This window comes from Streptomyces sp. AC555_RSS877 (genome assembly GCF_019049245.1).
Taxonomy (GTDB): domain Bacteria; phylum Actinomycetota; class Actinomycetes; order Streptomycetales; family Streptomycetaceae; genus Streptomyces.
Genome location: NZ_JAGMUK010000052.1, coordinates 111,016 through 136,887, shown reverse-complemented (window position 1 = coordinate 136,887; position 25,872 = coordinate 111,016). Strand labels below are relative to the sequence as shown.

29 protein-coding genes and 1 tRNA gene are annotated in these 25,872 nt (G+C 69.5%); 10 read left to right on the top strand and 20 right to left on the bottom strand.

Annotated features, from left to right (window positions below; all coding sequences use genetic code 11):
- Positions 1 to 154: 154 nt before the first annotated feature.
- Entirely contained in the window at positions 155 to 2,566 is a 2,412-nt protein-coding gene (locus tag KUM49_RS22630) for a transglycosylase domain-containing protein (RefSeq protein ID WP_217238724.1), read from the top strand.
- Between the two features lie 64 nt (positions 2,567 to 2,630).
- Here the strand turns inward: KUM49_RS22630 and KUM49_RS22625 are convergent, their stop codons facing one another.
- Together KUM49_RS22625 and KUM49_RS22620 are read right to left on the bottom strand one after the other, a co-directional pair.
- Positions 2,631 to 2,987 carry a co-chaperone GroES gene (locus KUM49_RS22625; RefSeq protein ID WP_217238723.1) on the bottom strand — a complete coding sequence of 119 codons (357 nt, stop codon included), beginning with the start codon at positions 2,985 to 2,987 and terminating at the stop codon, positions 2,631 to 2,633.
- Between the two features lie 54 nt (positions 2,988 to 3,041).
- Positions 3,042 to 3,371, bottom strand: coding sequence for a DUF3618 domain-containing protein (locus KUM49_RS22620; protein ID WP_217238722.1), 330 nt, complete (start codon positions 3,369 to 3,371; stop codon positions 3,042 to 3,044).
- 94 nt (positions 3,372 to 3,465) lie between these two features.
- Here KUM49_RS22620 and bcp point away from each other — a divergent pair, with 94 nt between their 5' ends.
- Positions 3,466 to 3,933 (top strand): thioredoxin-dependent thiol peroxidase, encoded by a 468-nt coding sequence (gene bcp / locus KUM49_RS22615; RefSeq protein WP_217238721.1) that lies wholly within the window; start codon positions 3,466 to 3,468, stop codon positions 3,931 to 3,933.
- Here the strand turns inward: bcp and KUM49_RS22610 are convergent.
- Complete coding sequence (locus KUM49_RS22610; RefSeq protein WP_217238720.1) at positions 3,914 to 4,423, bottom strand: GNAT family N-acetyltransferase; 510 nt, start codon at positions 4,421 to 4,423, stop codon at positions 3,914 to 3,916. The genes bcp and KUM49_RS22610 overlap by 20 nt on opposite strands.
- A 152-nt stretch (positions 4,424 to 4,575) precedes the next feature.
- On the opposite strand from KUM49_RS22610, the gene KUM49_RS22605 reads away from it, so the two are divergent.
- The 3 genes from KUM49_RS22605 to KUM49_RS22595 all read left to right on the top strand — a co-directional run bounded on the left by KUM49_RS22605 (position 4,576) and on the right by KUM49_RS22595 (position 6,006).
- Positions 4,576 to 5,217, top strand: a complete 642-nt coding sequence (locus KUM49_RS22605; RefSeq protein WP_217238719.1) for an HNH endonuclease signature motif containing protein — start codon at positions 4,576 to 4,578, stop codon at positions 5,215 to 5,217.
- Positions 5,214 to 5,909 (top strand): HNH endonuclease signature motif containing protein, encoded by a 696-nt coding sequence (locus KUM49_RS22600; RefSeq protein WP_217238718.1) that lies wholly within the window; start codon positions 5,214 to 5,216, stop codon positions 5,907 to 5,909. The genes KUM49_RS22605 and KUM49_RS22600 overlap by 4 nt, the downstream gene beginning before the upstream one ends.
- A gap of 13 nt (positions 5,910 to 5,922) precedes the next feature.
- Positions 5,923 to 6,006: transfer RNA gene (locus tag KUM49_RS22595), tRNA-Leu, on the top strand.
- 49 nt (positions 6,007 to 6,055) lie between these two features.
- Here KUM49_RS22595 and rdgB read toward each other — a convergent pair.
- The 4 genes from rdgB to KUM49_RS22575 form a co-directional block, all read right to left on the bottom strand.
- Positions 6,056 to 6,658, bottom strand: a complete 603-nt coding sequence (rdgB, locus tag KUM49_RS22590) for an RdgB/HAM1 family non-canonical purine NTP pyrophosphatase (protein ID WP_217238717.1) — start codon at positions 6,656 to 6,658, stop codon at positions 6,056 to 6,058.
- 55 nt (positions 6,659 to 6,713) lie between these two features.
- Positions 6,714 to 7,118 carry a hypothetical protein gene (locus tag KUM49_RS22585; RefSeq protein ID WP_217238716.1) on the bottom strand — a complete coding sequence of 135 codons (405 nt, stop codon included), beginning with the start codon at positions 7,116 to 7,118 and terminating at the stop codon, positions 6,714 to 6,716.
- A gap of 155 nt (positions 7,119 to 7,273) precedes the next feature.
- Positions 7,274 to 8,011, bottom strand: a complete 738-nt coding sequence (rph, locus tag KUM49_RS22580; RefSeq protein WP_217238715.1) for a ribonuclease PH — start codon at positions 8,009 to 8,011, stop codon at positions 7,274 to 7,276.
- A 96-nt stretch (positions 8,012 to 8,107) separates the two neighbouring features.
- The gene (locus tag KUM49_RS22575) at positions 8,108 to 8,341 is read right to left on the bottom strand and encodes a glucose PTS transporter subunit EIIB (protein WP_152775393.1); all 234 of its coding nucleotides are present in this window, start codon (positions 8,339 to 8,341) and stop codon (positions 8,108 to 8,110) included.
- A 340-nt stretch (positions 8,342 to 8,681) separates the two neighbouring features.
- Here KUM49_RS22575 and KUM49_RS22570 point away from each other — a divergent pair, with 340 nt between their 5' ends.
- The gene (locus tag KUM49_RS22570) at positions 8,682 to 9,932 is read left to right on the top strand and encodes a PTS transporter subunit EIIC (protein WP_217238714.1); all 1,251 of its coding nucleotides are present in this window, start codon (positions 8,682 to 8,684) and stop codon (positions 9,930 to 9,932) included.
- Positions 9,933 to 10,030: 98 nt separating this feature from the next.
- Here KUM49_RS22570 and KUM49_RS22565 read toward each other — a convergent pair whose 3' ends face one another.
- Positions 10,031 to 10,783, bottom strand: a complete 753-nt coding sequence (locus KUM49_RS22565; RefSeq protein WP_217238713.1) for an MBL fold metallo-hydrolase — start codon at positions 10,781 to 10,783, stop codon at positions 10,031 to 10,033.
- A 214-nt stretch (positions 10,784 to 10,997) separates the two neighbouring features.
- Between KUM49_RS22565 and KUM49_RS22560 the strand changes: the two genes are divergently transcribed.
- A complete protein-coding gene (locus tag KUM49_RS22560; RefSeq protein ID WP_217238712.1) occupies positions 10,998 to 11,477 on the top strand; it encodes a type II toxin-antitoxin system PemK/MazF family toxin in 480 nt (159 codons plus the stop codon).
- 32 nt (positions 11,478 to 11,509) lie between these two features.
- Here KUM49_RS22560 and KUM49_RS22555 read toward each other — a convergent pair whose 3' ends face one another.
- The 8 genes from KUM49_RS22555 to clpS form a co-directional block, all read right to left on the bottom strand.
- Complete coding sequence (locus KUM49_RS22555) at positions 11,510 to 12,460, bottom strand: PLP-dependent cysteine synthase family protein (RefSeq protein ID WP_217238711.1); 951 nt, start codon at positions 12,458 to 12,460, stop codon at positions 11,510 to 11,512.
- A 15-nt stretch (positions 12,461 to 12,475) separates the two neighbouring features.
- Positions 12,476 to 12,754, bottom strand: a complete 279-nt coding sequence (locus KUM49_RS22550; protein ID WP_217238710.1) for a MoaD/ThiS family protein — start codon at positions 12,752 to 12,754, stop codon at positions 12,476 to 12,478.
- A 114-nt stretch (positions 12,755 to 12,868) separates the two neighbouring features.
- Complete coding sequence (locus tag KUM49_RS50745; RefSeq protein ID WP_019759525.1) at positions 12,869 to 12,964, bottom strand: putative leader peptide; 96 nt, start codon at positions 12,962 to 12,964, stop codon at positions 12,869 to 12,871.
- Between the two features lie 88 nt (positions 12,965 to 13,052).
- On the bottom strand, positions 13,053 to 14,087 hold the full coding sequence (locus KUM49_RS22545) for a LacI family DNA-binding transcriptional regulator (protein ID WP_217238709.1): 1,035 nt from the start codon (positions 14,085 to 14,087) through the stop codon (positions 13,053 to 13,055).
- A 36-nt stretch (positions 14,088 to 14,123) separates the two neighbouring features.
- The gene (locus tag KUM49_RS22540) at positions 14,124 to 14,546 is read right to left on the bottom strand and encodes a Mov34/MPN/PAD-1 family protein (protein WP_217238708.1); all 423 of its coding nucleotides are present in this window, start codon (positions 14,544 to 14,546) and stop codon (positions 14,124 to 14,126) included.
- A 75-nt stretch (positions 14,547 to 14,621) separates the two neighbouring features.
- Positions 14,622 to 16,052, bottom strand: coding sequence for an amino acid permease (locus KUM49_RS22535; RefSeq protein ID WP_217238707.1), 1,431 nt, complete (start codon positions 16,050 to 16,052; stop codon positions 14,622 to 14,624).
- A 343-nt stretch (positions 16,053 to 16,395) separates the two neighbouring features.
- Positions 16,396 to 16,992 carry a DUF2017 domain-containing protein gene (locus KUM49_RS22530; protein ID WP_217238706.1) on the bottom strand — a complete coding sequence of 199 codons (597 nt, stop codon included), beginning with the start codon at positions 16,990 to 16,992 and terminating at the stop codon, positions 16,396 to 16,398.
- Positions 16,993 to 17,004: 12 nt separating this feature from the next.
- Complete coding sequence (clpS, locus tag KUM49_RS22525) at positions 17,005 to 17,313, bottom strand: ATP-dependent Clp protease adapter ClpS (RefSeq protein WP_053749283.1); 309 nt, start codon at positions 17,311 to 17,313, stop codon at positions 17,005 to 17,007.
- A gap of 66 nt (positions 17,314 to 17,379) precedes the next feature.
- Here clpS and KUM49_RS22520 point away from each other — a divergent pair, with 66 nt between their 5' ends.
- Both KUM49_RS22520 and KUM49_RS22515 read left to right on the top strand, forming a co-directional pair.
- Positions 17,380 to 18,726, top strand: a complete 1,347-nt coding sequence (locus tag KUM49_RS22520; protein ID WP_217238705.1) for a nicotinate phosphoribosyltransferase — start codon at positions 17,380 to 17,382, stop codon at positions 18,724 to 18,726.
- A 352-nt stretch (positions 18,727 to 19,078) separates the two neighbouring features.
- Positions 19,079 to 19,666, top strand: coding sequence for an isochorismatase family protein (locus KUM49_RS22515; RefSeq protein ID WP_217238704.1), 588 nt, complete (start codon positions 19,079 to 19,081; stop codon positions 19,664 to 19,666).
- Between the two features lie 101 nt (positions 19,667 to 19,767).
- On the opposite strand, the gene KUM49_RS22510 is transcribed toward KUM49_RS22515, so the two are convergent.
- Together KUM49_RS22510 and KUM49_RS22505 are read right to left on the bottom strand one after the other, a co-directional pair.
- Positions 19,768 to 20,130, bottom strand: coding sequence for a hypothetical protein (locus KUM49_RS22510; protein ID WP_217238703.1), 363 nt, complete (start codon positions 20,128 to 20,130; stop codon positions 19,768 to 19,770).
- Between the two features lie 133 nt (positions 20,131 to 20,263).
- Complete coding sequence (locus tag KUM49_RS22505; protein WP_217238702.1) at positions 20,264 to 22,609, bottom strand: immune inhibitor A domain-containing protein; 2,346 nt, start codon at positions 22,607 to 22,609, stop codon at positions 20,264 to 20,266.
- A gap of 400 nt (positions 22,610 to 23,009) precedes the next feature.
- Here KUM49_RS22505 and KUM49_RS22500 point away from each other — a divergent pair, with 400 nt between their 5' ends.
- Positions 23,010 to 23,312 (top strand): hypothetical protein, encoded by a 303-nt coding sequence (locus KUM49_RS22500; RefSeq protein ID WP_217238701.1) that lies wholly within the window; start codon positions 23,010 to 23,012, stop codon positions 23,310 to 23,312.
- 41 nt (positions 23,313 to 23,353) lie between these two features.
- Here KUM49_RS22500 and KUM49_RS22495 read toward each other — a convergent pair whose 3' ends face one another.
- Both KUM49_RS22495 and KUM49_RS22490 read right to left on the bottom strand, forming a co-directional pair.
- A complete protein-coding gene (locus KUM49_RS22495; protein WP_217238700.1) occupies positions 23,354 to 24,004 on the bottom strand; it encodes an RDD family protein in 651 nt (216 codons plus the stop codon).
- An 89-nt stretch (positions 24,005 to 24,093) separates the two neighbouring features.
- Complete coding sequence (locus tag KUM49_RS22490; RefSeq protein ID WP_217238699.1) at positions 24,094 to 25,872, bottom strand: RDD family protein; 1,779 nt, start codon at positions 25,870 to 25,872, stop codon at positions 24,094 to 24,096.

Below are 25,872 nucleotides of genomic sequence, written 5' to 3'. Positions count from 1 at the left end.
TCCGCGGGCTGTGGGCCACGCCACGCATTTTCCGGGCAAGCGCGTGCCGATTGTCGGGAACGGAACACGCGATGCGAGAGTCTTCATCCGGGGGCGCAGAAGGCGTACGAGGCGTACGGGAACGTAAGACGCGAAACAGGAGTCCGTGCACGACATGAGCGACGAGCCGCAGCCGCAACAGCCGACCGAGGGCTGGGCACCGAGAGAGCCCGAAGCGGCAGCCGAAACCGCAGGCAAGCCCAAGCGGCCCAAGCGCACCGGCTGGCGACGGATCATCCCCACCTGGCGCATGGTGCTCGGCACCTTCGTCATCGGCGTGCTGCTCCTGGCCGGCCTGTTCTTCCTCGGCTACTCCCTGGTCAAGATCCCGTCGGCCAACGCGTTCGCCATCAAGCAGAGCAACGTCTACCTCTACGCGGACGGCAGCCAGCTCGCCCGCGACGGCGAGGTCAACCGGGAGATCATCCCCCTCGCCCAGGTCTCCAAGGACGCCCAGCACGCCGTCCTGGCCGCCGAGGACCGCGATTTCTACAGCGAGTCCGCCATCGACCCCAAGGCGATGCTCCGCGCCGGCTGGAACACCGCCACCGGCAAGGGCAAGCAGTCCGGCTCCACGATCACCCAGCAGTACGTGAAGAACTACTACCTGGCCCAGGAGCAGACCGTCACCCGCAAGGTGAAGGAGTTCTTCATCTCGATCAAGCTCGACCGCACCGAGAGCAAGAGCCAGATCCTCGAGGGCTACCTCAACACCAGCTACTTCGGCCGCAACGCCTACGGCATCCAGGCCGCCGCCCAGGCCTACTACGGCGTCGACGCCACCGAGCTGGACCCCGCCAAGGGCGCCTACCTCGCCGCCCTGGTCAACGCCCCCAGCGAGTACGACGTCGTCGCCCACCCCGAGAACAAGGCCGCCGCCCAGGCCCGCTGGAACTACGTCCTCGACGGCATGGTCACCAAGGGCTGGCTCAGCGCCTCCGACCGCGCCGGCATGAAGTTCCCGATGCCGAAGGAAGCCACCGTCTCCACCGGCATGTCCGGACAGCGCGGCTACATCGTCGACGCGATCAAGGACTACCTCACCGAGAACAAGATCCTCGACAAGGACCAGCTCACCGCCGGCGGCTACCGCATCACCACCACCCTCGAGAAGAGCAAGCAGGACGCCTTCGTCGACGCGGTCAACGACCAGCTGATGGACAAGCTCGACAAGAAGAACCGCAAGGTCGACACCTACGTCCGCGCGGGCGGCGCCTCCGTCGACCCCAAGACCGGCAAGGTCGTCGCCATGTACGGCGGCATCGACTACGTGAAGCAGTACACGAACAACGCCACCCGCGGCGACTTCCAGGTCGGCTCCACCTTCAAGCCGTTCGTGTTCACCTCCGCCGTCCAGAACGACTCCGTGACGCAGGACGGCCGCACGATCACCCCGAACACCATCTACGACGGCACCAACAAGCGGCCCATCGTGGGCTGGGACGGCGGCACCTACGCCCCCGAGAACGAGGACCAGGGCTCGTACGGCAACATCACCGTCCGCGAGGCCACCGACAAGTCCGTCAACTCGGTGTACGCACAGATGGCCGTCGACGTCGGCTCCGACAAGGTGAAGCAGACCGCCATCGACCTCGGCCTCCCCGCCGACACCCCCGACCTCACCGCGTCCCCCTCCATCGCGCTCGGCCCCTCCACCGCCAGCGTCCTCGACATGGCCGAGGCCTACGCCACCCTCGCCAACCACGGCAAGCACGGCACGTACACGATGATCGAGAAGATCACCAAGGACGGCAAGGACGACATCCGGCTGCCCGCGAAGAAGACCAGCCAGGCCGTCAGCCGCGAAGCCGCCGACACCACCACCTCCATCCTGCAGAGCGTCGTCGAGGGCGGCACCGCCACCGCCGCCCAGGCCGCCGGCCGCCCCGCCGCGGGCAAGACCGGCACCGCCGAGGAAGACACCGCCGCCTGGTTCGCCGGCTACACCCCCGACCTCGCCACCGTCGTCTCCGTCATGGGCCAGGACCCCGTGACCGCCGCCCACAAGTCGCTGTACGGCGCCATGGGCCTGCAGCGGATCAACGGCGGCGGAGCACCCACCGAGATCTGGGCACAGTTCACCAAGACCGCCCTCGAGGGCGAGCCCGTCACCGACTTCGACCTCGAACTCCAGCCGGGCGCCGACGTGGTCCAGCCCCCCGTCACCGACATCCCGTCCGACCCCGCCACGGGCGACGAGAACACCGGCGGCACCACCGGAGACACCACCGGCGGCCAGGACGCCGAGGGCCAGACCGAGGGCCAGACCGGCGACCCCGCCACCGACGGCGGCACCACCGACGGCACCACCGGAGACACGACCACGGGCGGCACCACCGGAGACACGACAACCGGCGGCGACCCGACCACCGACGGCGGCACCACGGACGGCACCACCGGAGACACAACCGGCGGCGAAACGGCCACCGGCGGCACCACGGGAGACACCACAGGCGGCGACACTGGAGGCACGCCGGGCGGCGCGACGACCGGGGTGGGCCCGCAGCTCACCACACGGAGACAGTGACCACGCACATGACAGAAGTGGGGCTGGTGACCACGGTCACCAGCCCCACTTCTTTGCCGCTGTCCTACAGATACAGGCCGGTCGAGTCCTCGGACCCCTCGAACCGGTCCGCGGCCACCGCGTGCAGATCACGCTCACGCATGAGCACGTAAGCGATGCCCCGCACCTCCACCTCGGCCCGGTCCTCAGGATCGAACAGCACCCGGTCACCCGGCTCCACGGCCCGCACGTTCTGCCCCACCGCCACGACCTCCGCCCACGCCAGCCGACGACCGACGGCCGCGGTGGCCGGAATCAGAATCCCGCCACCCGAACGCCGCTCGCCCTCACTGGTGTCCTGCCGCACGAGCACACGGTCGTGCAGCATCCGGATGGGCAGCTTGTCGTGCTGGTCGCTGTGCTGGCTTCTCTTGGCGCTCACGCCTCTGAACCTACCTGCCTTCACCGGCCCGGAGGCCGCTGGGTCGGCCCCCACTCAGCTCCTACGCCGCCGAGTCCCCAGGGCGAGCAGCCCCACGACCCCGACGACAACCAGCGCGACCGGCACGACCCGCTCCAGCCGCGGCGCGCCTTCCTCGTCGACGAACCGCGCCTTCACATCACTCACGACCCGATTGGCCCCGACATAGGCCCGACCGAGCGTGTGATCGATATTGGAAACGACCTTGGCCTTGGCATCGCCCACGATCGTCTTCGGGTGCACCCGCACCCCGATCTCGTCGAGCGTCTCGGCCAGCAATTCGCGGCGGCGCTTGATGTCCGCCTCGATCTGCGCCGGGGTTCTCGTGTCCGACGTGTCCGCCACCGTACGGCCTCCGAAGTCAGCTGATGCTTGCTCCGGACAGTCTGTCAGCTCTGGGCCGGAACGCACCGTCTGGACCCCCCGTTACGCTAGACCGATGAGCGAGCGACTCCAGCCCGGGGACGTGGCCCCCGCCTTCACCCTCCCCGACGCCGACGGCAACCCGGTGTCCCTGTCCGACCACAAGGGCCGCAAGGTCATCGTCTACTTCTACCCGGCGGCCCTGACCCCAGGCTGCACCAAGCAGGCGTGCGACTTCACCGACAACCTCGAGCTGCTGGCCGGCGCGGGCTACGACGTCATCGGCATCTCCCCCGACAAGCCGGAGAAGCTGGCGAAGTTCCGCGAAAAGGAATCCCTGAAGATCGCCCTCCTCGCCGACCCCGACAAGACCGTCACCGAGGCCTACGCCGCCTACGGCGAGAAGAAGAACTACGGCAAGACCTACATGGGCGTCATCCGCTCCACGATCATCGTGGACGAGGAGGGCAAGGTAGAACGCGCCCTCTACAACGTCCGTGCGACCGGCCACGTGGCGAAGATCATCAAAGACTTGGGTATCTGAACGAAACCCAGACGTCAGGAGCCAGGTCGGGCCGCCGGGGCACCGGCCTGCGCTCCTCGCTCCACTCCCCCGGCGCAAGCCCCTCGGCCACCCACCGCCAGAAACGCACGGCACCGCCATTGGCGTCCTGAAACGCCACCTCCCACTCCCCCGGATGCCGCCCGACGACTTCCCGCACGGCCCGCATCCCCACCCCGCTCCGCCGGACCCCCCGCACGACGAAGAAGCTGTTGAGCACGCGGGTGCCCCCACTGAGCCCCCGCACAAAGGCAAACCCGACGGGACGCTCGCCGAGGCGGAAGAGATACGGCGCCCAGTCGACGTCACCGGAAAAGGCAGCCTCCAACCGCTCCTTCCGGAACGTCCCGTCGGCGTGGGGCAGTTGCCCCCCGAACTCGGACAGATCATGCCGGAAGAGAAGCCAGAGGCGTTCGACGGTGTGGCGGTCGGCGGGGGTTGCTGGGCGAATATCCAACGCTGCTGAGGTCATGAAAAAAGCCTCCCGAGCGGACAAGAGTCCGCACCTGGAAGGCCTCGCGGGTAAGCATATCAACCGTCTTTACGTTCCGAGCGTGACTGTCGAATAACCGCTCCGTTATTCCGTACGAGCCACGAACGTGTGGCCGAGATCGGAGGGGATCGATGGGGACCAGTGCGTATCCGAAGGAGCGGCTGGAGGAGGCTGCTCGGGGGGCGCGGACGTTGTCGGAGGCGTTGGAGAGGCTAGGGGTGGATCCGCGGAGCTCGACGCGGCGGTACATCTTCGAGCGGATGAAGAAGCTGGGCGTGGATGTCTCGCACTTCGAGCGTGAAGGGGTGCGATGGACCAAGGGAGTCCTTCAGGCAGCGGTCTCAGCCTCGACGAACATGTGCGAGGTACTGCGCCGCCTCGGGCTCGTGGCGGTCAGCGGACACCACACGCACATCAGCCGCCGGATCAAGGCGTACGGCATCGACACATCGCACTTCCAGGTACCGACACAGCGGGGCAAGGCATGGCGCCCGCGAACGCCGGAGGGGCTACTCGTCATGCAACCGACCGGCCAGGCCCGGCGCATCCCGAGCGATCGGCTCAGGTGGGCATTGACGACGACGGGCATGCCGGAGCGATGCGCCATGTGCGGCACGGAAGGGGTTTGGCGAGGGCACCCGCTCTCCCTGGAGGTCGACCACATCGACGGAAACTGGCGCGACAACCGCATCGAGAATCTGCGGTTTCTGTGCCCCAACTGTCACTCGACAACAGACAGTTACCGGGGTCGCGGCAAAGGCAGGGCTTCATGAGCAGCGGCATGAAGTACACCCGGGAACGTCTGGCCGAAGCCGCAGTGCGGTGTTCCGACATCGACGAGGTCATCGCCTACTTCGGCACCCGGCCATACGGCCAACTTCGCCGTCATCTCTTCCGGCGCTTCGACCACTTCGGGATCGATGTCTCGCACATGCCCCGCCAGAGGCGGGTGAGCCAAGCTCCTGCCAGACCAGCCACCGACGAATTGCGCCGAGCGGTCGAGGGAGCAACCTCCACCGCGAGTACGCTCCGCGCTCTGGGGATGGAGCCCTACAACAGCAGGTTGCGCGCTCAGCTCCGCTACTGGGTGGCTGAGGATGGTCTCGACACCTCTCACTTCCTGGGGCAGGCACATCAACGCGGCGGGCAAGGGACTGTGCCCCTCAGGCGGGCCGGGGACATCCTGGTCCAGCATGACGGCACCCGCCGGACAAAAACCCACCTGCTGCGCAGGGCGCTCTTGGAGGTGGGCGTGCCTGAGGAGTGCGCCGAGTGCGGAACGGGTCCCGAGTGGCTGGGCAAGCCCATGACCCTGGAGGTCGATCACATCAACGGTGACTGGAGCGACGACCGACAAGAGAACCTGCGGTTGCTGTGCCCCAACTGCCACGCGATCACCAGCACCTGGTGCCGAGGCGGCCGCAGGGCCTCAAGTCCTCGACTACGAGGCCGCCTCGCCGGGTAGCATGAGCGCGCGGGCGGCCGTGGCGGAACTGGCCTACGCGCAACACTTAGGATGTTGTGGGAGAAATCCCTTGAGGGTTCGAGTCCCTCCGGCCGCACACCTTTGATTCGAAGGCCCACCCAGTGCCGGGTGGGCCTTCGCCGTTATCAGCCCAACAGCTCCCGCACCACTGGCACCAACCCCCTGAACGCCTGCCCCCGATGGCTGATCGCGTTCTTCTCCTCCGCGGTCAGCTCGGCGCACGTCCGCGTATCCCCCTCCGGCTGGAGGATCGGGTCGTAGCCGAAGCCGTTCGTGCCCACCGGGGTGTGGCGGAGTACGCCTCGGAGCCGGCCCTCGACCACCCTCTCCGTGCCGTCCGGCAGGGCCAGCGCCGCCGCGCAGGCGAAGTGGGCGCCTCGGTGTTCGTCGGCGATGTCGGAGAGCTGGGCCAGGAGGAGGTCCAGGTTGGCCTTGTCGTCGCCGTGGCGGCCGGCCCAGCGGGCGGAGAAGATGCCGGGGGCGCCGTTGAGGACGTCCACGCAGAGGCCGGAGTCGTCGGCCACGGCGGGCAGGCCGGTTGCCTGGGCGAGGGCGTGAGCCTTGAGCAGGGCGTTCTCGGCGAAGGTGACGCCTGTTTCCTTGACGTCGGGGATGTCGGGGTACGCCTCCGCGCCGACGAGGTCGTGGGGCAGGGAGGCGTCGGCGAGGATCGCGCGGAGTTCGGTGATCTTTCCGGCGTTGCGGGTGGCGAGGATCAGGCGGGTCATGGGGTTCAGTATCCCGGCCCCATGGCCCTCGCTGCTTCCCGGTTTCCCGGCTGACCTACGGCGTGCAGACCTTCGTCAGTTCGCCCGCCGCGTCCGTGATCGGGCTGAGGTCGGGGGTGTTGTCGCCGTTCTCGACGGAGGTGCGGACGTTGGTGACTGCCGCGCCGAGGTCGTCGACGGCCTTGTTGACGTCGGCGTTGTCGGTCTTGTCGCCGATTTCGTCGAGGTTCTTGTCGATGGAGTTGAGGGACTCCTCGAGCTGCGTCGGGTCGTTCGACGCGCTCTCCACGGCCTGTTGGAGGTCGGTGACGCTGTCGGCGATGGCGTCGGCGGTCTGGACGCAGTCCAGTGCCTTGCTGACGGCGTCGCAGCCGGTGGTGAGGCCGGTCGTCAGTCCGACGGCGGCCACCGCGGCGACGATGGCGATTCGGCGACTTGGGCGGCGTCGGCTCGCGGCCATGGATCTGTTCCCTCCGTTGGCAGGGCCCCAGGTCGTGTCCTGGCCGGCCCTCGTGCTGGCCGGGCGCACGGCGGTGAGCCGTACGCCCGTACCGGTAGTGACGCGAGGACGGTCGGCGGGGTTGCGCCCTGTGGCCGTCCTTCTTGGTGCGTCCTTTACTTTTCGAGGACGCTATCAAGTGCCTTGTGCTGGAGGGCTGCCAGGTCGGTGCAGCCGGCGACGGCGAGGTCGAGGAGGGCGTTGAGTTCGTCGCGGGCGAAGGGTTCGGCTTCGGCGGTGCCCTGGACCTCGACGAAGCGGCCGTCGCCGGTGCAGACGACGTTCATGTCGGTCTCGGCGCGGACGTCCTCTTCGTAGCAGAGGTCCAGCAGGGGGACGCCTCCCACGATGCCGACCGAGACCGCGCTGACGGTTCCGGTGAGGGGCTGGCGGCCGGCTTTGATGAGTTTCTTGCCCTGGGCCCAGGTGATGGCGTCGGCGAGGGCGACGTAGGCGCCGGTGATCGCGGCGGTGCGGGTGCCGCCGTCGGCCTGGAGGACGTCGCAGTCGAGGACGATGGTGTTCTCGCCGAGGGCCTTGTAGTCGATGACGGCGCGCAGGGAGCGGCCGATGAGGCGGCTGATCTCGTGGGTGCGGCCGCCGATCTTGCCGCGGACGGATTCGCGGTCGCCGCGGGTGTTGGTGGCGCGGGGGAGCATCGAGTACTCGGCGGTGACCCAGCCTTCGCCGCTGCCTTTGCGCCAGCGGGGGACGCCTTCGGTGACGGAGGCGGTGCAGAAGACTTTGGTGTCGCCGAAGGAGACGAGGACGGATCCTTCGGCGTGCTTGCTCCAGCCGCGTTCGATGGTGACCGGGCGGAGTTGTTCGGGGGTGCGGCCGTCGATTCGAGACATGGTGTTGAGCCTAGCCGTACAGGGGGGAGGGGCCCGTCCCGTGGTGGGAATGGGCCCCTGCCGGGTGAGCGCGCGGCCTTTGGCGGGCGCGCGGACTCACATCAAATCTTCGATTTCCGCGGCGATGGGGTCGGCGTCGGTGCCGATGACGACCTGGATGGCGGTGCCCATCTTGACGACGCCGTGGGCGCCGGCGGCCTTCAGGGCGGCTTCGTCGACCTTGCTGGCGTCGACGACTTCGGTGCGGAGGCGGGTGATGCAGCCTTCGACCTCTTCGATGTTGTCGATGCCGCCGAGCCCGGCAACGATCTTCTCAGCCTTGGTGGCCATGTTCTTTCTCTCCCTGATCCGAACCGCTTTGTCGCAGTAACCCACAGTTGGCTCGCCTTCGCGAGCGATCGTGCCGCGCATCCGGACGGATGGCGCCGCGGCGTCGAAATCGCCCGCAGTTGGTCTACACCACTTGACAGGCAGCCGACAAACCGTGAGCTCTGGGGGCCGATTCAGGAGTGCGCGCGACGCGGTAGGCGGCGGTGCGAACGGTCGGCCGGAGAGGTAGCCGACAGTAGCTTTCCGGTCACGGGAATCGCGGGTTCCTTATGCGTCCTTCATCGTGCTAGAACAGGTCTACACCACTGAGTGGTGTAGACCACCACCCGATGGAGGAAGCATGAGTTCCGCCACCGCTACGGCGGCCCCCGCGAAGAAGCGGGGATCCGGCCTTTTCCAGGGCCTGCAGAAGGTCGGCCGTAGCCTACAGCTCCCGATCGCCGTACTGCCGGCGGCGGGCCTCATAGTCCGTCTCGGCCAGCCGGACGTCTTCGGGGCCGACGGCCTCGGCTGGGACAAGGTCGCCCTGGTCTTCGACAAGGCGGGCGGCGCCATTACCGGCAGCCTCCCGATGCTCTTCTGCATCGGTGTGGCCATCGGCTTCGCCAAGAAGTCCGACGGCTCGACCGCCCTCGCCGCGCTGGTCGGTTTCCTGGTCTACAGCAAGGTCCTCGAAGCCTTCCCAGTGACCGGCGCCAAGGTCACCAAGGGCGCGGACATAGCGGCGACCTACAACAACCCCGGTGTCCTCGGCGGCATCATCATGGGTCTCCTCACCGCCGTCCTCTGGCAGAGGTTCCACCGTACGAAGCTGGTCGACTGGCTCGGCTTCTTCAACGGCCGTCGACTCGTTCCGATCATCATGGCCTTCGTCGGCATCGTCGTCGGTGTCTTCTTCGGTCTGGTCTGGGAGCCCATCGGCGAGGGCATCGGGAACTTCGGCGAGTGGATGACCGGCCTGGGCTCCTTCGGTGCCGCCCTCTTCGGTCTGATCAACCGTGCGCTGATCCCCGTCGGCATGCACCAGTTCGTGAACACGGTGGCCTGGTTCCAGCTCGGTGACTTCACCGACGCCGCCGGCCAGGTCTTCCACGGCGATTACGGCCGCTTCCTCGCCGGCGACCCGACCGCCGGGATGTTCATGTCCGGCTTCTTCCCGATCATGATGTTCGGTCTGCCGGCTGCCGCGCTGGCCATCGCGCACACGGCTCGCCCCGAGCGCCGCAAGGCCGTGACGGGAATGATGGTCTCGCTCGCCCTGACGTCCTTCGTGACCGGTGTGACCGAGCCGATCGAGTTCTCGTTCATGTTCATCGCCCCGCTCCTGTACGTGATCCACGCGGTGCTGACCGCTGTGTCCATGGCCGTCACCTGGGGGCTGGGAGTCCACGCGGGCTTCAACTTCTCCGCGGGCTTCATCGACTACGCCCTCAACTGGAACCTCGCCACCAAGCCCTGGCTGATCATCCCGATCGGCCTGGTCTTCGCGGCGATCTACTACGCGGTCTTCCGCTTCGCCATCACCAAGTTCGATCTCCCCACCCCGGGCCGCGAGCCCGAGGAGGAGGTCGAGGACCTCACCAAGGCGTGAGACCTCGGCTGTAGCAGGCGTACGGTACGCAGCCACACGGCACGACGAAGGCCCCGGATCCGCCCGACAGGTTCCGGGGCCTTCGCGCGCACAGAGCTTCAGATCTCGTACGACTTCCTCGGCGCCGCCAGTTCCACCGGGCCGTCGTACACCGCGCGGGCGTCGGCCAGGTTGGTCTGGGGGTCGGTCCACGGGGGGATGTGGGTGAGGATCAGGCGGCGGGCTCCTGCCCTGCTCGCCGTCTCGCCCGCCTCGCGGCCGTTGAGGTGCAGGTCGGGGATGCTCTCCTTGCCGTGCGTGAAGGCGGCCTCGCACAGGAACAGGTCGGCTTCGCGGGCGAGTTCGTCCAGGGCCGGGCTGATGCCGGTGTCGCCGGAGTACGTCAGGGACTTCCCGGCGTGCTCGACGCGGATGCCGTACGCCTCCACGGGGTGGGCCACGCGTTCGGTGTGGACCGTGAACGGGCCGATCTCGAAGGTGGACGGCTTGACCGTGTGGAAGTCGAAGACCTCGCTCATAGAGGAGGCGGTGGGGGTGTCGGCGTAGGCCGTGGTGAGGCGGTGCTCGGTGCCTTCGGGGCCGTAGACCGGGATCGGGTCGCAGCGGCCGCCGTCGTGGCGGTAGTAGCGCGCGACGAAGTACGCGCACATGTCGATGCAGTGGTCGGCGTGCAGGTGGCTGAGGAAGATCGCGTCGAGGTCGTAGAGACCGCAGTGGCGCTGCAGCTCGCCAAGGGCACCGTTGCCCATGTCGAGAAGCAACCTGAAGCCGTCGGCCTCGACGAGGTAGCTCGAGCAGGCCGATTCCGCGGACGGGAACGACCCCGAGCAGCCGACGACGGTGAGCTTCATAAAGCAGAAACCTCCGCTGGCGGGAACTTTTCTGGGAAGGAGACGGGGGTCGTGCGGTCCGTCGAGCGTAAGGCGCAAAACTCATGGTCGCTCCTCCACCAGGGGCTGTTGTGGGGGAACTCACCTGTGGTGTCACCGGTTCGGCTGGACCCGGGGGCGTGCGGCGCACAGGAAGGGCGCGCAGAGGTGATCGCACGCCGGTAACGTCGGGCCCATGGATACGTCCTGGCTCGCGCTCGCCGCGGTGGTACTGCTCGCGGTGGTCGCCACGCTCGTCGACGGCTGGGGGCGCGGCCGGCGTCCGGCAGGGCGGCGGACGCGTCCGCCGGGGCGGCGGACGCGTCCGCCGGGGCGGCCGGCGGGGCCGCGCGGGCGCGGCGGGGCGCGGCCGCGGCCTGCGGAGATCTGGTGGGCGAACGTGCCGTACGAGGACGGGCCCGGGAGTAAGGACCGGCCCTGTCTGGTGCTGGTGGTGCACGGTGAGCGGGCGACCGTCGCGAAGATCACCAGCAAGGGCCGCGACGAGCGGGCCGGGGTGATCCCGTTGCCGCCGGGGTCGGTGGGCGACGCCCACGGGCGCGCGAGCTTCCTGGAGACGGACGAGCTGCGCGAGGTGCCGGTGCGGGAGTTCCGGCGGAGGGTGGGGGTGGTGGACCCGGTCCTGTGGGACCAGGTCCGTCACCTGGCTGCGTAAGGGCTGCTCAAGCGCTTAAGCCCGTCAAGGGCTCAGGCCCAGAGCTGGCCCTGGAGGGTTTCGATGGCCTCTTCCGTGGTGGCCGCCGTGTAGACACCCGTGGACAGGTACTTCCAGCCGCCGTCGGCGACGACGAACACGATGTCCGCGCCCTCGCCGGCCTTGACGGCCTTGTTGCCGACGCCGATCGCCGCGTGCAGGGCGGCGCCGGTGGAGACGCCCGCGAAGATGCCCTCCTGCTGGAGGAGCTCGCGGGTGCGGGTGACCGCGTCGGCGGAGCCGACGGAGAAGCGGGTGGTCAGGACGGAGGCGTCGTACAGCTCCGGTACGAAGCCCTCGTCGAGGTTGCGCAGCCCGTAGACGAGGTCGTCGTAGCGCGGCTCGGCGGCGACGATCTTGACGTCCGGCTTGTTCTCGCGGAGGTAGCGGCCGACGCCCATGAGGGTGCCGGTGGTGCCGAGGCCCGCGACGAAGTGGGTGACCGAGGGGAGGTCGGCCAGGATCTCGGGGCCGGTCGTCGCGTAGTGGGCGCCGGCGTTGTCCGGGTTGCCGTACTGGTAGAGCATCACCCAGTCGGGGTGTTCGGCGGAGAGCTCCTTGGCGACCCGTACGGCGGTGTTGGAGCCGCCGGCGGCGGGCGACGGGATGATTTCGGCGCCCCACATGCCGAGGAGTTCGCGGCGTTCCTGTGAGGTGTTCTCGGGCATCACGCAGACCATGCGGTAGCCCTTGAGCTTGGCGGCCATGGCGAGGGAGATGCCGGTGTTGCCCGAGGTGGGCTCGAGGATGGTGCAGCCGGGCGTGAGGCGGCCGTCCTTCTCGGCCTGCTCGATCATGTGCAGGGCGGGGCGGTCCTTGACGGAGCCGGTCGGGTTGCGGTCCTCCAGCTTCGCCCAGATGCGGACGTCGGCGGACGGCGAGAGCCGCGGCAGGCGCACCAGGGGGGTGTTGCCCACCGCGGCCAGCGGGGAGTCGTAGCGCATGGGGGGCAGCGGGCCTTAGACCATGCCGCCGGCCACGGCCGGCAGGATCGTGATGCTGTCGCCGTCGGTGAGCTTGGTGGTGATGCCGTCGAGGAAACGGACGTCCTCGTCGTTCAGGTAGACGTTGACGAAGCGGCGCAGTTCCCCGCCGTCCACGATGCGGGCCTGGATGCCCGCATGCCGGGTCTCGAGGTCGGTGAAGAGCTCGGCGAGGGTGTCCCCGGTGCCCTCCACGGCCTTCTGGCCGTCGGTGTACTGGCGGAGGATGGTCGGGATGCGGACCTCGATGGCCATGGCTGTGGGCTCCTGTCGGAAGGTGTCTGGTCGGTGGGCGCGCGGCAGCGCTGTACAGCGGGGGTGGTGCGGGTCAGGCGCCGCGGCTCACGGCCGTACGGCGGCAGGGCAGCGTCAACAGATGGCGCTGGCGAGCCTGCACAGGTCGACGTGCAGCCGCGCCACGAGCAGCATGCCCGGCGTCTTTTCGCTCACGTCGTGGGAAACCATGGGGTCATCGTATCGATTCCCGGTCGGGGTCCCGGAATGTGATCCCACATTCCGGACGGTTTCCGGCCGGGGAGTGAGACCGCACTGTTCAGGCGGACCCGCGCAGGACGAGGCGGGTCGGTACGACGACGGTGGCGGGGGCCTTGATCCGCTCGGCGTCGAAGAGCAGGCGAGCCATCAGGCGGCCCATGCCGTCGACGTCCTGGTGGATGGTGGTCAGGGGCGGGTCGGTCGATTCCGTGATGCCGGTGAGGTCGTCGAAGCCGACGACGGCCACGTCCTCGGGCACGCGACGTCCGTGGGCCCGCAGGGTCTGCAGGGCGCCGGAGGCCATGAGGTCGGAGGCGACGAAGGCGGCGTCCAGGTCGGGGCGCCGGCCGAGGAGGGCGGCCATGGCGTCGGCGCCGGCCTGGCGGGTGTAGTCGGCCCGTTCGGTCAGGTCGGGCGGGGCGTCGGGGAGGACGTCCCGGTAGCCGGCGAGCCGGTCGGCGGCGGAGGTCTCCTGGTCGTAGGGGCCGGTGACGGTCGCGATGCGTGTCCTGCCGAGCGAGACCAGGTGCTGGACGGCCTGCCGGGCTCCCCCGCGGTTGTCGCCGTCGACGTGGGCGTGGCGGTGCGCCCTGTCGCCGTCGCGCAGCAGCGGCCGGCCGCCGAAGACGGCGGGCAGGCCGATCCGGTCGATCATCTCGTGCAGCCCGTCGCCGGGACGCAGGGAGAACACGATGGCGCCGTCGACGTGGCCGCCGCCGAGGTAGTCGGCCACGCGCGGGTAGTCGTCCGCCTCGTCCAGGAAGAGCAGGACCGCCTGGGCGCCGTGCTGGGCGAGCTCTCTGCGGATGCCTCGCAGGAGGCAGTCGAAGAAGGGGTCGAGGAAGAGCCGGTTGTCGGGTTCGGTCACCACGACCGCGATCGCGTGGGTGCGGTGGGTGACCAGTTGGCGGGCGGCCTGGTTCGGGACGTAGCCGAGTTCACTGATCACTTCCCGGACGCGGTCGGCGACCTCGGCGCGCACCTTGGGCTCGTCGTTGATTACTCGTGACACCGTGGACTTGGAAACGCCCGACCGGCGGGCGACGTCCTGCAGGGTGGGGCGCCGTGGGTTCGGCCGCTGCGTCAACACCATCTCCGATACGGCGAGTTGTTCGCGGGCATACGGCGGTCAGTATGCCTCGACGACCTTGATCTCCTCCTCGGTCACCTCGCCCTCCACGATCCGGAACGACCGGAACTGGAAGGGGCCCGCCTCGTCGGTGTCGGCCGTGGAGACGAGGACGTAGTGGGCGCCCGGCTCGTTGGCGTAGGAGATGTCCGTGCGGGAGGGGTAGGCCTCGGTCGCGGTGTGGGAGTGGTAGATGACCACCGGCTCCTCGTCGCGGTCGTCCATCTCGCGGTAGAGCTTGAGCAGGTCCTGCGAGTCGAACTCGTAGAACGTGGGCGAGCGGGCGGCGTTCAGCATCGGGATGAAGCGCTCGGGGCGGCCGGTGCCCTCCGGGCCCGCGACCACGCCGCACGCCTCGTCGGGGTGGTCCTCGCGCGCGTGGGCGACGATCTGGTCGAACAGGGCCTGGGTGATGGTCAGCATGCTGGTCAGCATAAACAGAAGGGCCGCCCCGTACCGGAGGGTGGTACGGGGCGGCCCACATCGTGAGCGGAGGGGTCAGCCGACCTTCTCGAACTCCGGTTCGCCGCCGCGCTCGGCGATGTGCGGGTCGCGGCTCTTCAGGATCCGCCAGCCGATGGCCAGGGCGGTGAACCAGCCGGCCATCACGTAGAGGCAGACGCGGGCGTCGGCGTCGTACGCGATCAGGCCGGTGACGAAGAGCAGGAAGGCGATCGCGACGTAGCTGCACTTGGAGCCGCCCGGCGCCGGGAAGGGCGAGGCGGGCAGGCGGCCGGCCACGACCGCGCGGCGGTACAGGACGTGGCTGATGAGGATCATGAGCCAGGTCCAGATGCCGGCCGCGGTGGCGACGGAGACGACGTAGCCGAAGGCCTTCTCCGGGACGATGTAGTTGAGGATCACGCCGATGCCCATGAAGAGCACGGAGACGGTGATGCCGACGGCGGGGGTCTTCGTCGAGGACAGCTTCTTGAAGGCCGCGGGGGCCTCGCCGCTCTCGGCCAGGTTCCGCAGCATGCGGCCCGTGGAGTACATGCCGGAGTTGCAGGACGACAGGGCGGCGGTGAGCACGACGAAGTTCACGATGGCGGCGCCCGCCGGGATGCCGATCTTCGCGAAGGCCTCGACGAAGGGGCTCACGCCCGGTGCGAACTCGGTCCACTTGACCACGCACAGGATGACGGTGAGGGCACCGACGTAGAAGAGCGCGATGCGCCAGGGCAGGGTGTTGATCGCCTTGGGGAGGGTCTTCTCGGGGTCCTCGGACTCGCCGGCCGTGACGCCGACCAGTTCGACGGCGAGGTAGGCGAACATGACGCCCTGCAGGGTCATCAGGGACGAGCCGACGCCCTTGGGGAAGAAGCCGTCGAAGGCCCAGAGGTTGGAGACGGCCGCGGTGTCACCGGCGCTGCTGAAGCCGAAGGTGAGGACGCCCAGGCCGATGACGATCATGCCGATGAGGGCGGTGACCTTGACCATCGAGAACCAGAACTCGAGCTCGCCGAAGACCTTCACGGAGATCAGGTTGACCCCGAAGAGGATCACCAGGAAGACCAGGGCGGTCACCCATCGCGGGATGTCGGGGAACCAGTAGTTGACGTAGATGGCGGCGGCCGTCAGTTCGGCCATGCCGGTGACCACCCACATCAGCCAGTACGTCCAGCCGGTGAAGTAGCCGAAGAACGGGCCGAGGAACTCGCGGGAGTACTCCGCGAAGGAGCCCGAGACCGGGCGGTAGAGCAGGAGCTCGCCGAGCGCCCGCATGATGAAGAAGATGATCACGCCCGCGAGGGCGTACATGAAGATGAGGCTGGGTCCGGCCTTGGCGATGTTCGCCCCGGCTCCCAGGAAGAGGCCGACGCCGATGGCGCCGCCGATGGCGATCATCTGGACCTGGCGGCTGCCGAGCCCGCGTTCGTATCCCTCTCCCTCGGGGGTCTTCTCCGTGTCGACCTGCGCTGAGGTCATGTGTGGTGCGCCTTCCTCCATGCCGAACCGGGCCTCTCGTCGGCCTCGGATCGGGTTCCGATCCCCCCGGACTGATGGAGCTGAGCGGGCCTCGCGGCCCGCTCGTGCCTGGCCGGCGATCCGCCGGCTCGGTGGCGCACCCGGCCGAACATTCGGGTGGTGTTCGCCGGGCGGTCGTGAAGATTTATCACGGCCGCAATGATGATCGCCTGAGCGACGTGTGGCGCAGCACACAGGGAGAGTTGGACAAAAGCCACCCTGGAGGGGCATAGGTGTCCGTCACGGTGACGCGATCGTTATCCGGATTTGAGTGTCCTCTGAGCGAACACAGAACCCTCACAAGTCAGGGCATGAGTGTCGAAACGAGGGTCTCCTGGAGCCCTCCGAGCCACAGATACGCCATCACCATCGGCTTGCGCGGGTCCTCGTCCGGCAGTCGGTAGAGGAGGTCGGTGTCCTCCTCGGCCGCGATGTCCAGCCGGGACCCGATCGCCAGGCGCAGGTCGTTGAGGGCGCCGAGCCACTGCTGGGACTGCTCCGGTGACAGCTTGAGGACGGACCCGCCCGCGCGGCTGAGCTCGTCCAGCGTGCGGATCACCGCGAACGCGTTCTCGCGCTTGCCGGCCCGCAGGTCGTTCTCGGTGTAGCGGCGGAACTCGGAGGAGTACGCCCGCTGCTGCTCGGTCTCCTTGGGCCCCGGGGTGCCCTCGGGGTCGCTGTAGGCGTCCGGGAAGAGGCGCATCAGGACCGGGTCGGCGGGCGGCTCGCTCGGGCCGTCGGCGAAGAGCTCGGCGAGCGGGTCGTCGGGGGCGTCCTCGGCGGGGCCGGGGCCGATGAGCTCCAGGAGCTGGGCGGCCAGCGACCGGATGATGGAGATCTCGACGTCGTCGAGGGCGACGGCCGCGCCGCCGCCGGGGAGCGGTTCGAATTGTCCTGACATCAGGGGATATCGCTACTTCCGGTCCTGTTGGAGGGTGGCCCACAGGCCGTAGCCGTGCATCGCCTGCACGTCGCGCTCCATCTCCTCGCGGCTGCCGCTGGAGACGACGGCCCGGCCCTTGTGGTGGACGTCGAGCATGAGCTTGGTGGCCTTGTCCTTGGAGTAGCCGAAGTACGACTGGAAGACGTACGTCACATAGCTCATGAGGTTGACGGGGTCGTTGTGGACGATGGTGACCCAGGGAACGTCCGGCTCGGGGACGGCGAAGACCTCTTCCGCCGACTCGGTGCGTTCGATCTCTACGGGAGCGGGTGACGTCACATGGCCATGCTGCCACGCACGCCACAAATCGTCACACTGACACAAATGGGGGTAGCATCTGTTGCCATGAACACAGCGGATCTTGGGCTGCCGGTGGACGTTCCCTCGACAGCGCTCTTCACGGACCAGTACGAGCTCACGATGCTGCAGGCCGCCTTGAAGGCGGGTACCGCCGAACGGCGCAGCGTGTTCGAGGTCTTCACCCGGCGGCTGCCGGAGGGGCGCCGCTACGGCGTCGTCGCGGGCACCGGCCGGGTGCTGGACGCGGTCGAGAACTTCCGTTTCGACGCGGACGTCCTCGGCTTCCTGCGCGACGGCGGCATCGTCGACGACGAGACTCTGGACTGGCTCGCCTCCTACCGCTTCTCGGGTGACATCTGGGGCTACCCCGAGGGCGAGGTGTACTTCCCGGGCTCGCCGATCATGCGGGTCGAGGGCTCCTTCGCCGAGTGCGTGCTCCTGGAGACCGTGATCCTTTCGATCCTCAACCACGACTCGGCGATCGCCGCGGCCGCCTCGCGGATGTCCTCCGCCGCGGGCGAGCGCCCCCTCATCGAGATGGGCGCCCGCCGCACCCACGAGCTCGCCGCGGTCGCCGCCGCGCGCGCCGCCTACGTCGGCGGCTTCACCACCACCTCCGACCTGGCGGCCGGCTTCCGGTACGGCATCCCCACGGTCGGCACGTCCGCCCACGCCTTCACCCTCCTGCACGACCAGGAGCGGGACGCCTTCCAGGCCCAGGTGAACTCCCTCGGCCGGGGCACCACGCTGCTCGTGGACACCTACGACGTCACCGAGGCCGTCCGGACGGCCGTCGAGGTCGCCGGGCCCGAGCTGGGCGCGGTGCGCATCGACTCCGGCGACCTGCTGCTCGTCGCGCACCGGGTACGGGACCAGCTGGACGAGCTGGGCGCCACGAACACGCGGATCATCGTGACCTCGGACCTCGACGAGTACGCGATCGCCTCGCTGGCGGTGGCCCCCGTGGACGCGTATGGCGTCGGCACCCAGCTGGTGACCGGCTCCGGGCACCCGACGGCCGCGATGGTCTACAAGCTGGTCGCCCGCGCCGAGTCCGCCGACCCGAAGGCCCCGCTGGTGCCGGTGGCGAAGAAGTCGACCGGCGGCAAGACGTCCGTCGGCGGCCGCAAGTGGGCCGCCCGGCGCCTGGACGAGCACGGGGTCGCGGAGGCCGAGGTCGTCGGCACCGGGCCGGTGCCGGGCGAACTCGTCGAGAGGCAGCTGCTCGTCGAGCTGGTCAAGGGCGGCGAGGTCGTCGCGCGGGAACCGCTGGACGTCGTACGCGACCGGCACACGGCCGCCCGGGCCGGGCTGCCGCTGTCGGCGACGCAGTTGTCGCGCGGAGAACCGGTCATCCCGACGGAGTACGTCCACGGGCGCTCGGGTAGCTAGTGCCCCAACAGACAACGTTCGCCCCGTCGCGACGCCCGGCACGTACTCTCGCCGCGCCGGCCGAAAGCCCAAGTACGTCCGGTCCATCGACGGGGCCTTCCGGCCGGCACTCCCCCAGAGCGCGCACCGGACGCCGCTCCTTGACGGCCAAACGTTGCCTGCCGGGGCACTGGAGCAGGTGCCCCGCTTCCCGCACCCGCCGTACCGGCGCCGCCCTCGCGCCGTACCGTTCCCGCCCGTCCGCCCTGCCGTGCGCCCCCTCCCGCCCCGGCTCGCGAGTCCGTAGGCTCGGTAGCTCACCGGCCGGGCTCGCACCCCTCCCCCCCGACCCCATAGTCGAAGGACACCGACCATGCGCCGCGCCTTGATCGTCGTTGACGTGCAGAACGACTTCTGTGAGGGGGGCAGCCTCGCGGTGGCCGGGGGCGCCGATGTGGCCGCCGCCGTCACCGAGCTGATCGGACAGGCGGCCGGCTCCGGCTACCAGCACGTGGTGGCCACCCGCGACCACCACATCGCCCCCGGCGGCCACTTCGCCGACAACCCCGACTACACCCACTCCTGGCCCGCGCACTGCGTGGCCGGCACCGAGGGCGTCGGCTTCCACCCGAACTTCGCCCCGGCCGTCGCCTCCGGCGCCATCGACGCCGTCTTCGACAAGGGGGCGTACGCGGCGGCCTACAGCGGCTTCGAGGGCGCCGACGAGAACGGCGTGACGCTCGCCGACTGGCTGCGTGCCCGGCAGGTCACCGAGGTCGACGTCGTGGGCATCGCCACCGACCACTGCGTCCGCGCCACCGCCCTGGACGCGGCCCGCGAGGGCTTCCGCACACAGGTGCTGCTCGACCTCACGGCCGGGGTGGCCGAGCAGACCACCGACCGGGCGCTGGAGGAGCTGCGCACGGCGGGCGTGGAGCTGACCGGGAAGCCGATCGTCTAGGGCCGGTCCGGCGGATCATGCCGCAGACGCGGGGCCTGGCACGCCGATCTGCGTCGATGAGGCGCCGCGGATGTCCTGCGCCCTGATCCGCCGGACCGGCCCTAGAGACCCGGGAGCCCGGCGGAGTCAGCCGGTGTCGCGGGGCGCCTCAGCAGGGCCCTGATCGGGTGCCAGAGCTCCTGGACCAGGTCCGCACCGACACCGTTGTCAGGTGCCGTGCGCCATATGAGGCCGTCCGGATGGTGCAGAACCGCCGTGATCTCGTCCGGCGTCGGCGGGGCGGAGTTTCCGCGCAGGTAGACCGCGCGCATGCCCAGGTTGCGCAGCCTGGTCAGGGCGCGCGCCCGGTTCTGGGCGTGCACGAGGACGCGTACACAGCCCGTGCCGTGCGTGGTGGGGCTGGGCAGGTTCAATGCCACCACCACGCTGCCGGTCGGCAGCTTGCAGAAACCTCCTACGGCCATGCGGTCACACCCCCGTGCGAGTCGACGTCAACATCCGTGTCAATAAGACAGCCACAGGACGCACCTAAACACGATCGGCGGCAACCCGCCAGGGGGTCACCGCCGATCGCCTTCTGACCAGCGAAAACGTTGACTACTTCGCGGACGGTCCGACCTGGAGCGTGATCGTCGAGCCGCTCAGCGGCTCCTTGACGATCTTGATTCGGGTGTTGGTGTCAGTGACCTTGACCCCCGCGAGCGGGGTCGACGCGTCGTAGTACGTCGACCTGCCGTCGTCGAAGACCGGAACACCGGGACGCGACTTGATCTTCGTCGCGACGTCCGCGTTGTGGAGCGTGAGCGCGTCCGTCGGGTACCAGCTGAAGGTGGAGTCGAAGGACTGGATGCGGTTGCGCATCAGCGAGCCGTCGGACCACTTCAGCGGCGTCGGGTGCGAGTCGACCGGCAGGATCAGACCCTCACCGGGGTGCTGGCTGGTGTTGTCGTCGGCCTGGGAGGTGTCCCACTTCCAGATCAGCAGGCCGTTCTGGTACGCGTAGTGCTCCACCCAGTCCGGACGGGTCGTCGAGAAGCCGTAGTTGTACGGGCCGACCTTGAGGGTCTTGTCGTACGACACGTACTGGCGGTTCTCGGCGATGTAGTACTGCGCGTAGTCGTCCGAGATGGACGCGCCGATGCGGGAGAAGCCGTTCGCCGTCCAGGCCGCGTCCGCAGACTCGGCGTTGTCGGAGAAGAGGGCCGCGCCGTCCGCGGTCACGGTGATCTCGTCGGCCGCGAAGCCCATCTGGGACACGCCGCCGTCGGTGGCGTAGCGGAAGCGCACGTCGACCTTCCGGCCCGCGTAGGCGTCGAGCGGGTAGGTCAGCTTCTGGTGGGCGTCCACCGTGCCGGTGAGGGCGGGCTTGCCGCTGCCGTCGCGCGTGATCGCGGTGCCGTCGGCGAGACTGCCGTCGATCGGCGTCCAGTTGGTGCCACCGTCGGTGGAGACCTCGGTGTAGAGGTAGTCGTAGTCGGCCTCGATGTCCCACCAGCCGTCGAGGGTCAGCGACGCCGACGACGTGCCGGTCAGGTCGACCGTGCGGGCCAGGGTGTTGCGGAGGTTGTCGGCGCTGCCGCTCCACCACTGGGTGGCGCCCTGCGCCGGGGTGACCACGTCGGTGGTGACCGCCTTGTCGGGCAGCTGGACGATGAGGGCCTGCGGGTTCTTCGTGTTGTACGCCGAGACGCCCAGCGTGTGGACGGACTTGGTGCCGGCCTTGGCCACGTCGTAGTCCAGCCAGCCCAGTTGCAGCTTGTCCCAGGCGTTCATGTCGCCGGGCAGGTCGCCGATGGAGTCCTTGCCGGTGCCGAGCCAGGAGCCGGACGACATCAGCGTCCAGAAGCCGGTGGAGTTCTCGCCGCCGCCCGAGGTGTCGTACTCGTCGGGCAGGCCGAGGTCGTGGCCGTACTCGTGGGCGAAGACGCCGAGTCCGCCGTTCTCCGGCTGGATGGTGTAGTCGCCGACCCAGATGCCGGTGTCGCCGATCTGGGCGCCGCCGAGCTTGTTGGTGTCAGGGCCGGTGGAGCCGGCGTCGGTGCCGAAGGCGTACCAGCGGTGGGCCCAGATCGCGTCCGCGCCCTGGGCGCCGCCGCCGGCGGACTCGTCCTCGCCGGCGTGCACGATCTGGAAGTGGTCGATGTAGCCGTCGGCCTCGTTGAAGTCACCGTCGCCGTCGAAGTCGTAGCGGTCCCACTGGTCGAACTCGGCCAGCTCCGCCTTGATCTCGGCGGCGGTGTCACCGGCTGCCTCGCGCTCGGCGACCCAGGCGTTGACGCCGTCCTGCACGGCGTACCAGGCGCCGGTGGCGGCGTCGTTGGAGCCGTAACGGGCCTCGTTGTAGGGGACCTTGACCCAGTCGGTCACCTTGCCCTCGACCGAGTAACGGCCCGAGGACTGCTTCTCGTAGTACTTCTTCAGCGACTCGGTGTTCTTGCCGGTGCCGAAGTACAGGTCCTGGAAGTGCGCCTGGTTGTAGTCCGCCTGCCAGGCCGTGCTGTTGTTTACCGCACGGTCCGGCTGGGCTATCTCGTTGTGCAGCGGGCCGGCCGTGCCGCCGTAGCGGCTGTCGACCTGGTCGCCGAACTCGACGAGGATCGTGAAGATCTTGTCGGTCTTCTCGCGGCCGAGCTCGACGTACTTGCCCTTGCCCTTGGAGCCCTTGAGCTGGACGACCTTCGAGCCGTCCCGGTCCTTGACCGTGGCGGCGCCGGAGATGACCTGGTCGAGCGCCTCTTCGCGCTGCGCCTCCCGGGTCTTGGACAGGGGTCCGTCGAGGTCGTGCTCCCTGCTCTTCGCCGGTTGCGGGTCGTGCCCGTCGACGGCTGCGGGTGCGTCGGCCGGATCGGCCTGCGCCACCGCGTAGGTGGAGAAGGTGGCGGTCGCCGCGGCGAGTGCGACGGCTGTGGCCGCCACTCTGAACTGCCAGGGTCTGCTGGTCACTTGAGATCCTCCCCCGCGTCCGGGCACACGGAAGGAAGGGGGGCCTGTCTGGGGGGTCCGCGTGCGCCTGATCAACGCGTGTAGTCAAGTGACGTCATTTGACTAGACGTTGAGGAGAAAAGACAGATCTTGACTTGAGCACGCCAAGTACGTTATGCGGAAGTGGAGTTCACTTTGCGGACGCATGACGGCCGACCGAACAGGCGCGCGGATCCGTCCGCCTGGTGGACGTCATGACTCCGTGCGCCCCCCGTGCTCCGGCACTGTTGGTCAGGTCACGCTTACCGTTCGTTCCACTCGGGCATGCAGGCGATTAGAGTCGATTGGCGGAACGCCCGGAATACGGCGGAAAGCCAGGCCGACACCCCCCGTGGACCCCACTTCCGAGGACACGATTGACATGCCTCGTCCGACTGTCACGCCTCGCCCGACGGCCGCACAGCTCGCCTACGGTTCGTGCACCGTGATTTTCTCGACGCTCGCCATGCTGCTGCTGTCACAGACGAGTTCGGGCGTGGGGATCGCGGTCATCGCCGTCTCGGCACTCGCCCTCGGGCTGCTGGTGGCCATGACCGTTCCGAAGCCGAAGTCGCGCGTCATCGCGATGCACCGACCCGTCACGGAAACGGCACAGGCGCCCGTGCCGGCCTCGGTCGCCTCCATGGCCTCCGAACAGCCCGTGCACGAGCGCGCTGCGTCCTGACCTCTGCCCGTCGTTGCCCTCATCGGTGCCGGCGTCGGTGGTCAGTCGGTCCTGACCACCACCGTCTTCGCCGCCTTGTCGTGCAGGCCCTGCTTGTAGGGCTTGTCGAAGAAGCTCCAGCCGCCCGAGATCGCGGTCCAGACACAGGCGCAGCAGAACGCGAACGGAATCCACAGCACCGCCGAGCGGATCAGCGTGCTCTGCACCGACGGCGTGGCGATGTTGTCGAGGTTGGCCACCCGCATGCCCAGCCACTTCTTGCCGAGCGTCTGTCCCGACTTGACGATCATGAAGGTGTCGTAGCCGATGTAGAGCAGGGCGGCGACCAGCGACTGCCCGAGCGACTCGCTGTACTCGACGTCGTCGTTGCCCACGTCGTACTCGTTGACGCCGAAACCCCAGGTGAGCAGCCAGACGACGATGCCGACGAGGATCATGTCGATGATCCGGGCGAGCGTGCGCCGGCCACTGTCGGCGAGCGGGGGCATTCCGGCCAGCGGATCGCCGGGGTACCCACCGCCACCGCCGTACGGGCCGCCGCCACCGCCGCCGTAGGGGTCACCGCCGCCCTGTTGGGGCGGTGACTGGCCGCCGTACGGCGATCCCGAGCCCTCGGCCGGCGGGGGCTGCTTCCTGAACGGGTCGTCTTCCGGCGGCTGCTGACCGGAGCCGGCAGGCGGTTCGCTGCTCATGGCCCGAGTCGACCGCGAACCCTCCCGTGCCGCATCCGGCGAGCGGCCGTCCGGGCTACGGAATCGGGTACGGCGTTCGCCGTACGCCGTCAGCCCGCCACGAACGTATGGGCCGCCTTGTCGTGCCAGCACTGGTGCCACGGCCTGTCGAACAGGCCCCACGCGACTCCCACGATCCCGATGCCGAGCAGACCGGGCACGCTGTAGACGAGCCAGCGGCGCAGGGCCCCGCCGAAGGTCGGGGGCTCGCCGCCCTCGATGTCCCGCACCTCCAGGCCGAACAGCTTCTTGCCGAGGGTGCGGCCCCACTTGGCGGTGGGCAGCGCCTCGTAGAGGACGCCGAAGAGCAGCAGGACGGCGAGGATGATCCCGAGGTAGACCGACGTCGTGCCGTCCAGCAGCCAGACCGTGACGGTCTCGCCGGACAGCTTGGCCGCGTCGATCTTCTCGTTGACGTGGTCCATCGCCCTGGTGCCGAGCGGTACGGCGGCCCCGGCGGTGACCGCTCCGAGGACCAGGGTGTCCACCAGGCGGGCGGCCAGCCGCTTGCCGAGGTTCGCGGGGCGGGCCGACGCCTGGCGCCGGGCGGCCGCCTGGAAGATGTCCTCCACCGGCGGCTTCCAGGGCGTGACCGGCTGCTCCTCGTCGGACGCGAGCCGGTGCACCTGCTGCGCCCAGGAAGGCTGGCCGCCGCCCGAGCCGCTCGTCATCGGGGCGCCGGAGGAAGCGGCGGCGACGGGCTGGGGCGCGCCGGACTGCTGGGGCACACTCGGGGCGGCCTGCTGCTGCGGACCGCTCGCCGGGGGCGCCTGCTGAGGGCCGGAGGGAGCGGCGGGAGCGGCCGCCTGGGCGGCACCCGGACCGGCCGTGGCCCGCGCCGCGGCGGCCTTTCCGGCACCGAAACCGGGCGCCCCGGGGGTGTCTCCGGACGCGACGGGCCCGGCGGGCGGACCGTAGCCCTGCGCGGAGCCTCCGGCCGCGGACGGGGCACCGCTTCCCGGCGTGGACTGGGGGCCGTAGCCCTGTGCGGGAGGTCCGGCGGAGGGCTGGGGGCGGAGGCCTGCCGCCTCCGCGTCGGCCGCTGTCGTGCCCGTGCTCCCCCGCTGCGCCCCCGCCGCCCCGTGCTGCTGCGCCGTGCGCGGGGAGAGCGCGCGGAAGGTCATGGTGCCGTCGTCGTCGCGCGGCCCTCCGGGGCCCGGGACGCCGGGAGTCGCCGGGGCCGTACGGCCTGTCGTGCCCTGGCCGGAGCCGTCGGCGGAGTTGCCGGCCGCCGCTCCCGCGGGCCCCGCCGTGGCCCGGCGGAAGACGAACGTGTTGCCGGAGGCGACATCGCCCTGGTCCGGCTCGGCGGGCGGGATCGTCGCCGTGCCGTCCGTGCCGACGGAGCGGCCGTCCGGCCGGGCCGGGCCGTCGCCGGGCTGCGCGGCGTGCGGCAGCCTCGGGTCGGCACCCTGAGGGGCACCCGCCTCCTGCGCGCCCTGCGGCGAACCCCACGAGACGCGGCGGTCCTGGTCGCCGCCGAAGCCCGACTGGCGGGAACGGTCGGCACCCCAGGCGGACGCGGGCTCGGGCCGGCTGCCGTGCTGGGCGTCGGCCGCCGAGGACGGGCCGGGCTCGCCGGGGCCGCCGGAGGGCTCCTCGTCGAAGAAGTGCGGGCCCGTCTCCTCGACCGGGGCCCGGCCGGGGCCGGACGCGGGCCGGGCGCCCGCCGGTGGGGCGAGCGGCTCGCCGTCCGCGGGGGCCGGGCGGCTGGTGCCCGGAACCCAGGCGGCACCGTTCCAGTACCGGACATATCCAGGAATGGACGGGTCCGGGTAATACCCATCGCGGGGCCTGTCGTCACCGGGGGCCGGGGTTGGGGCGCTCAT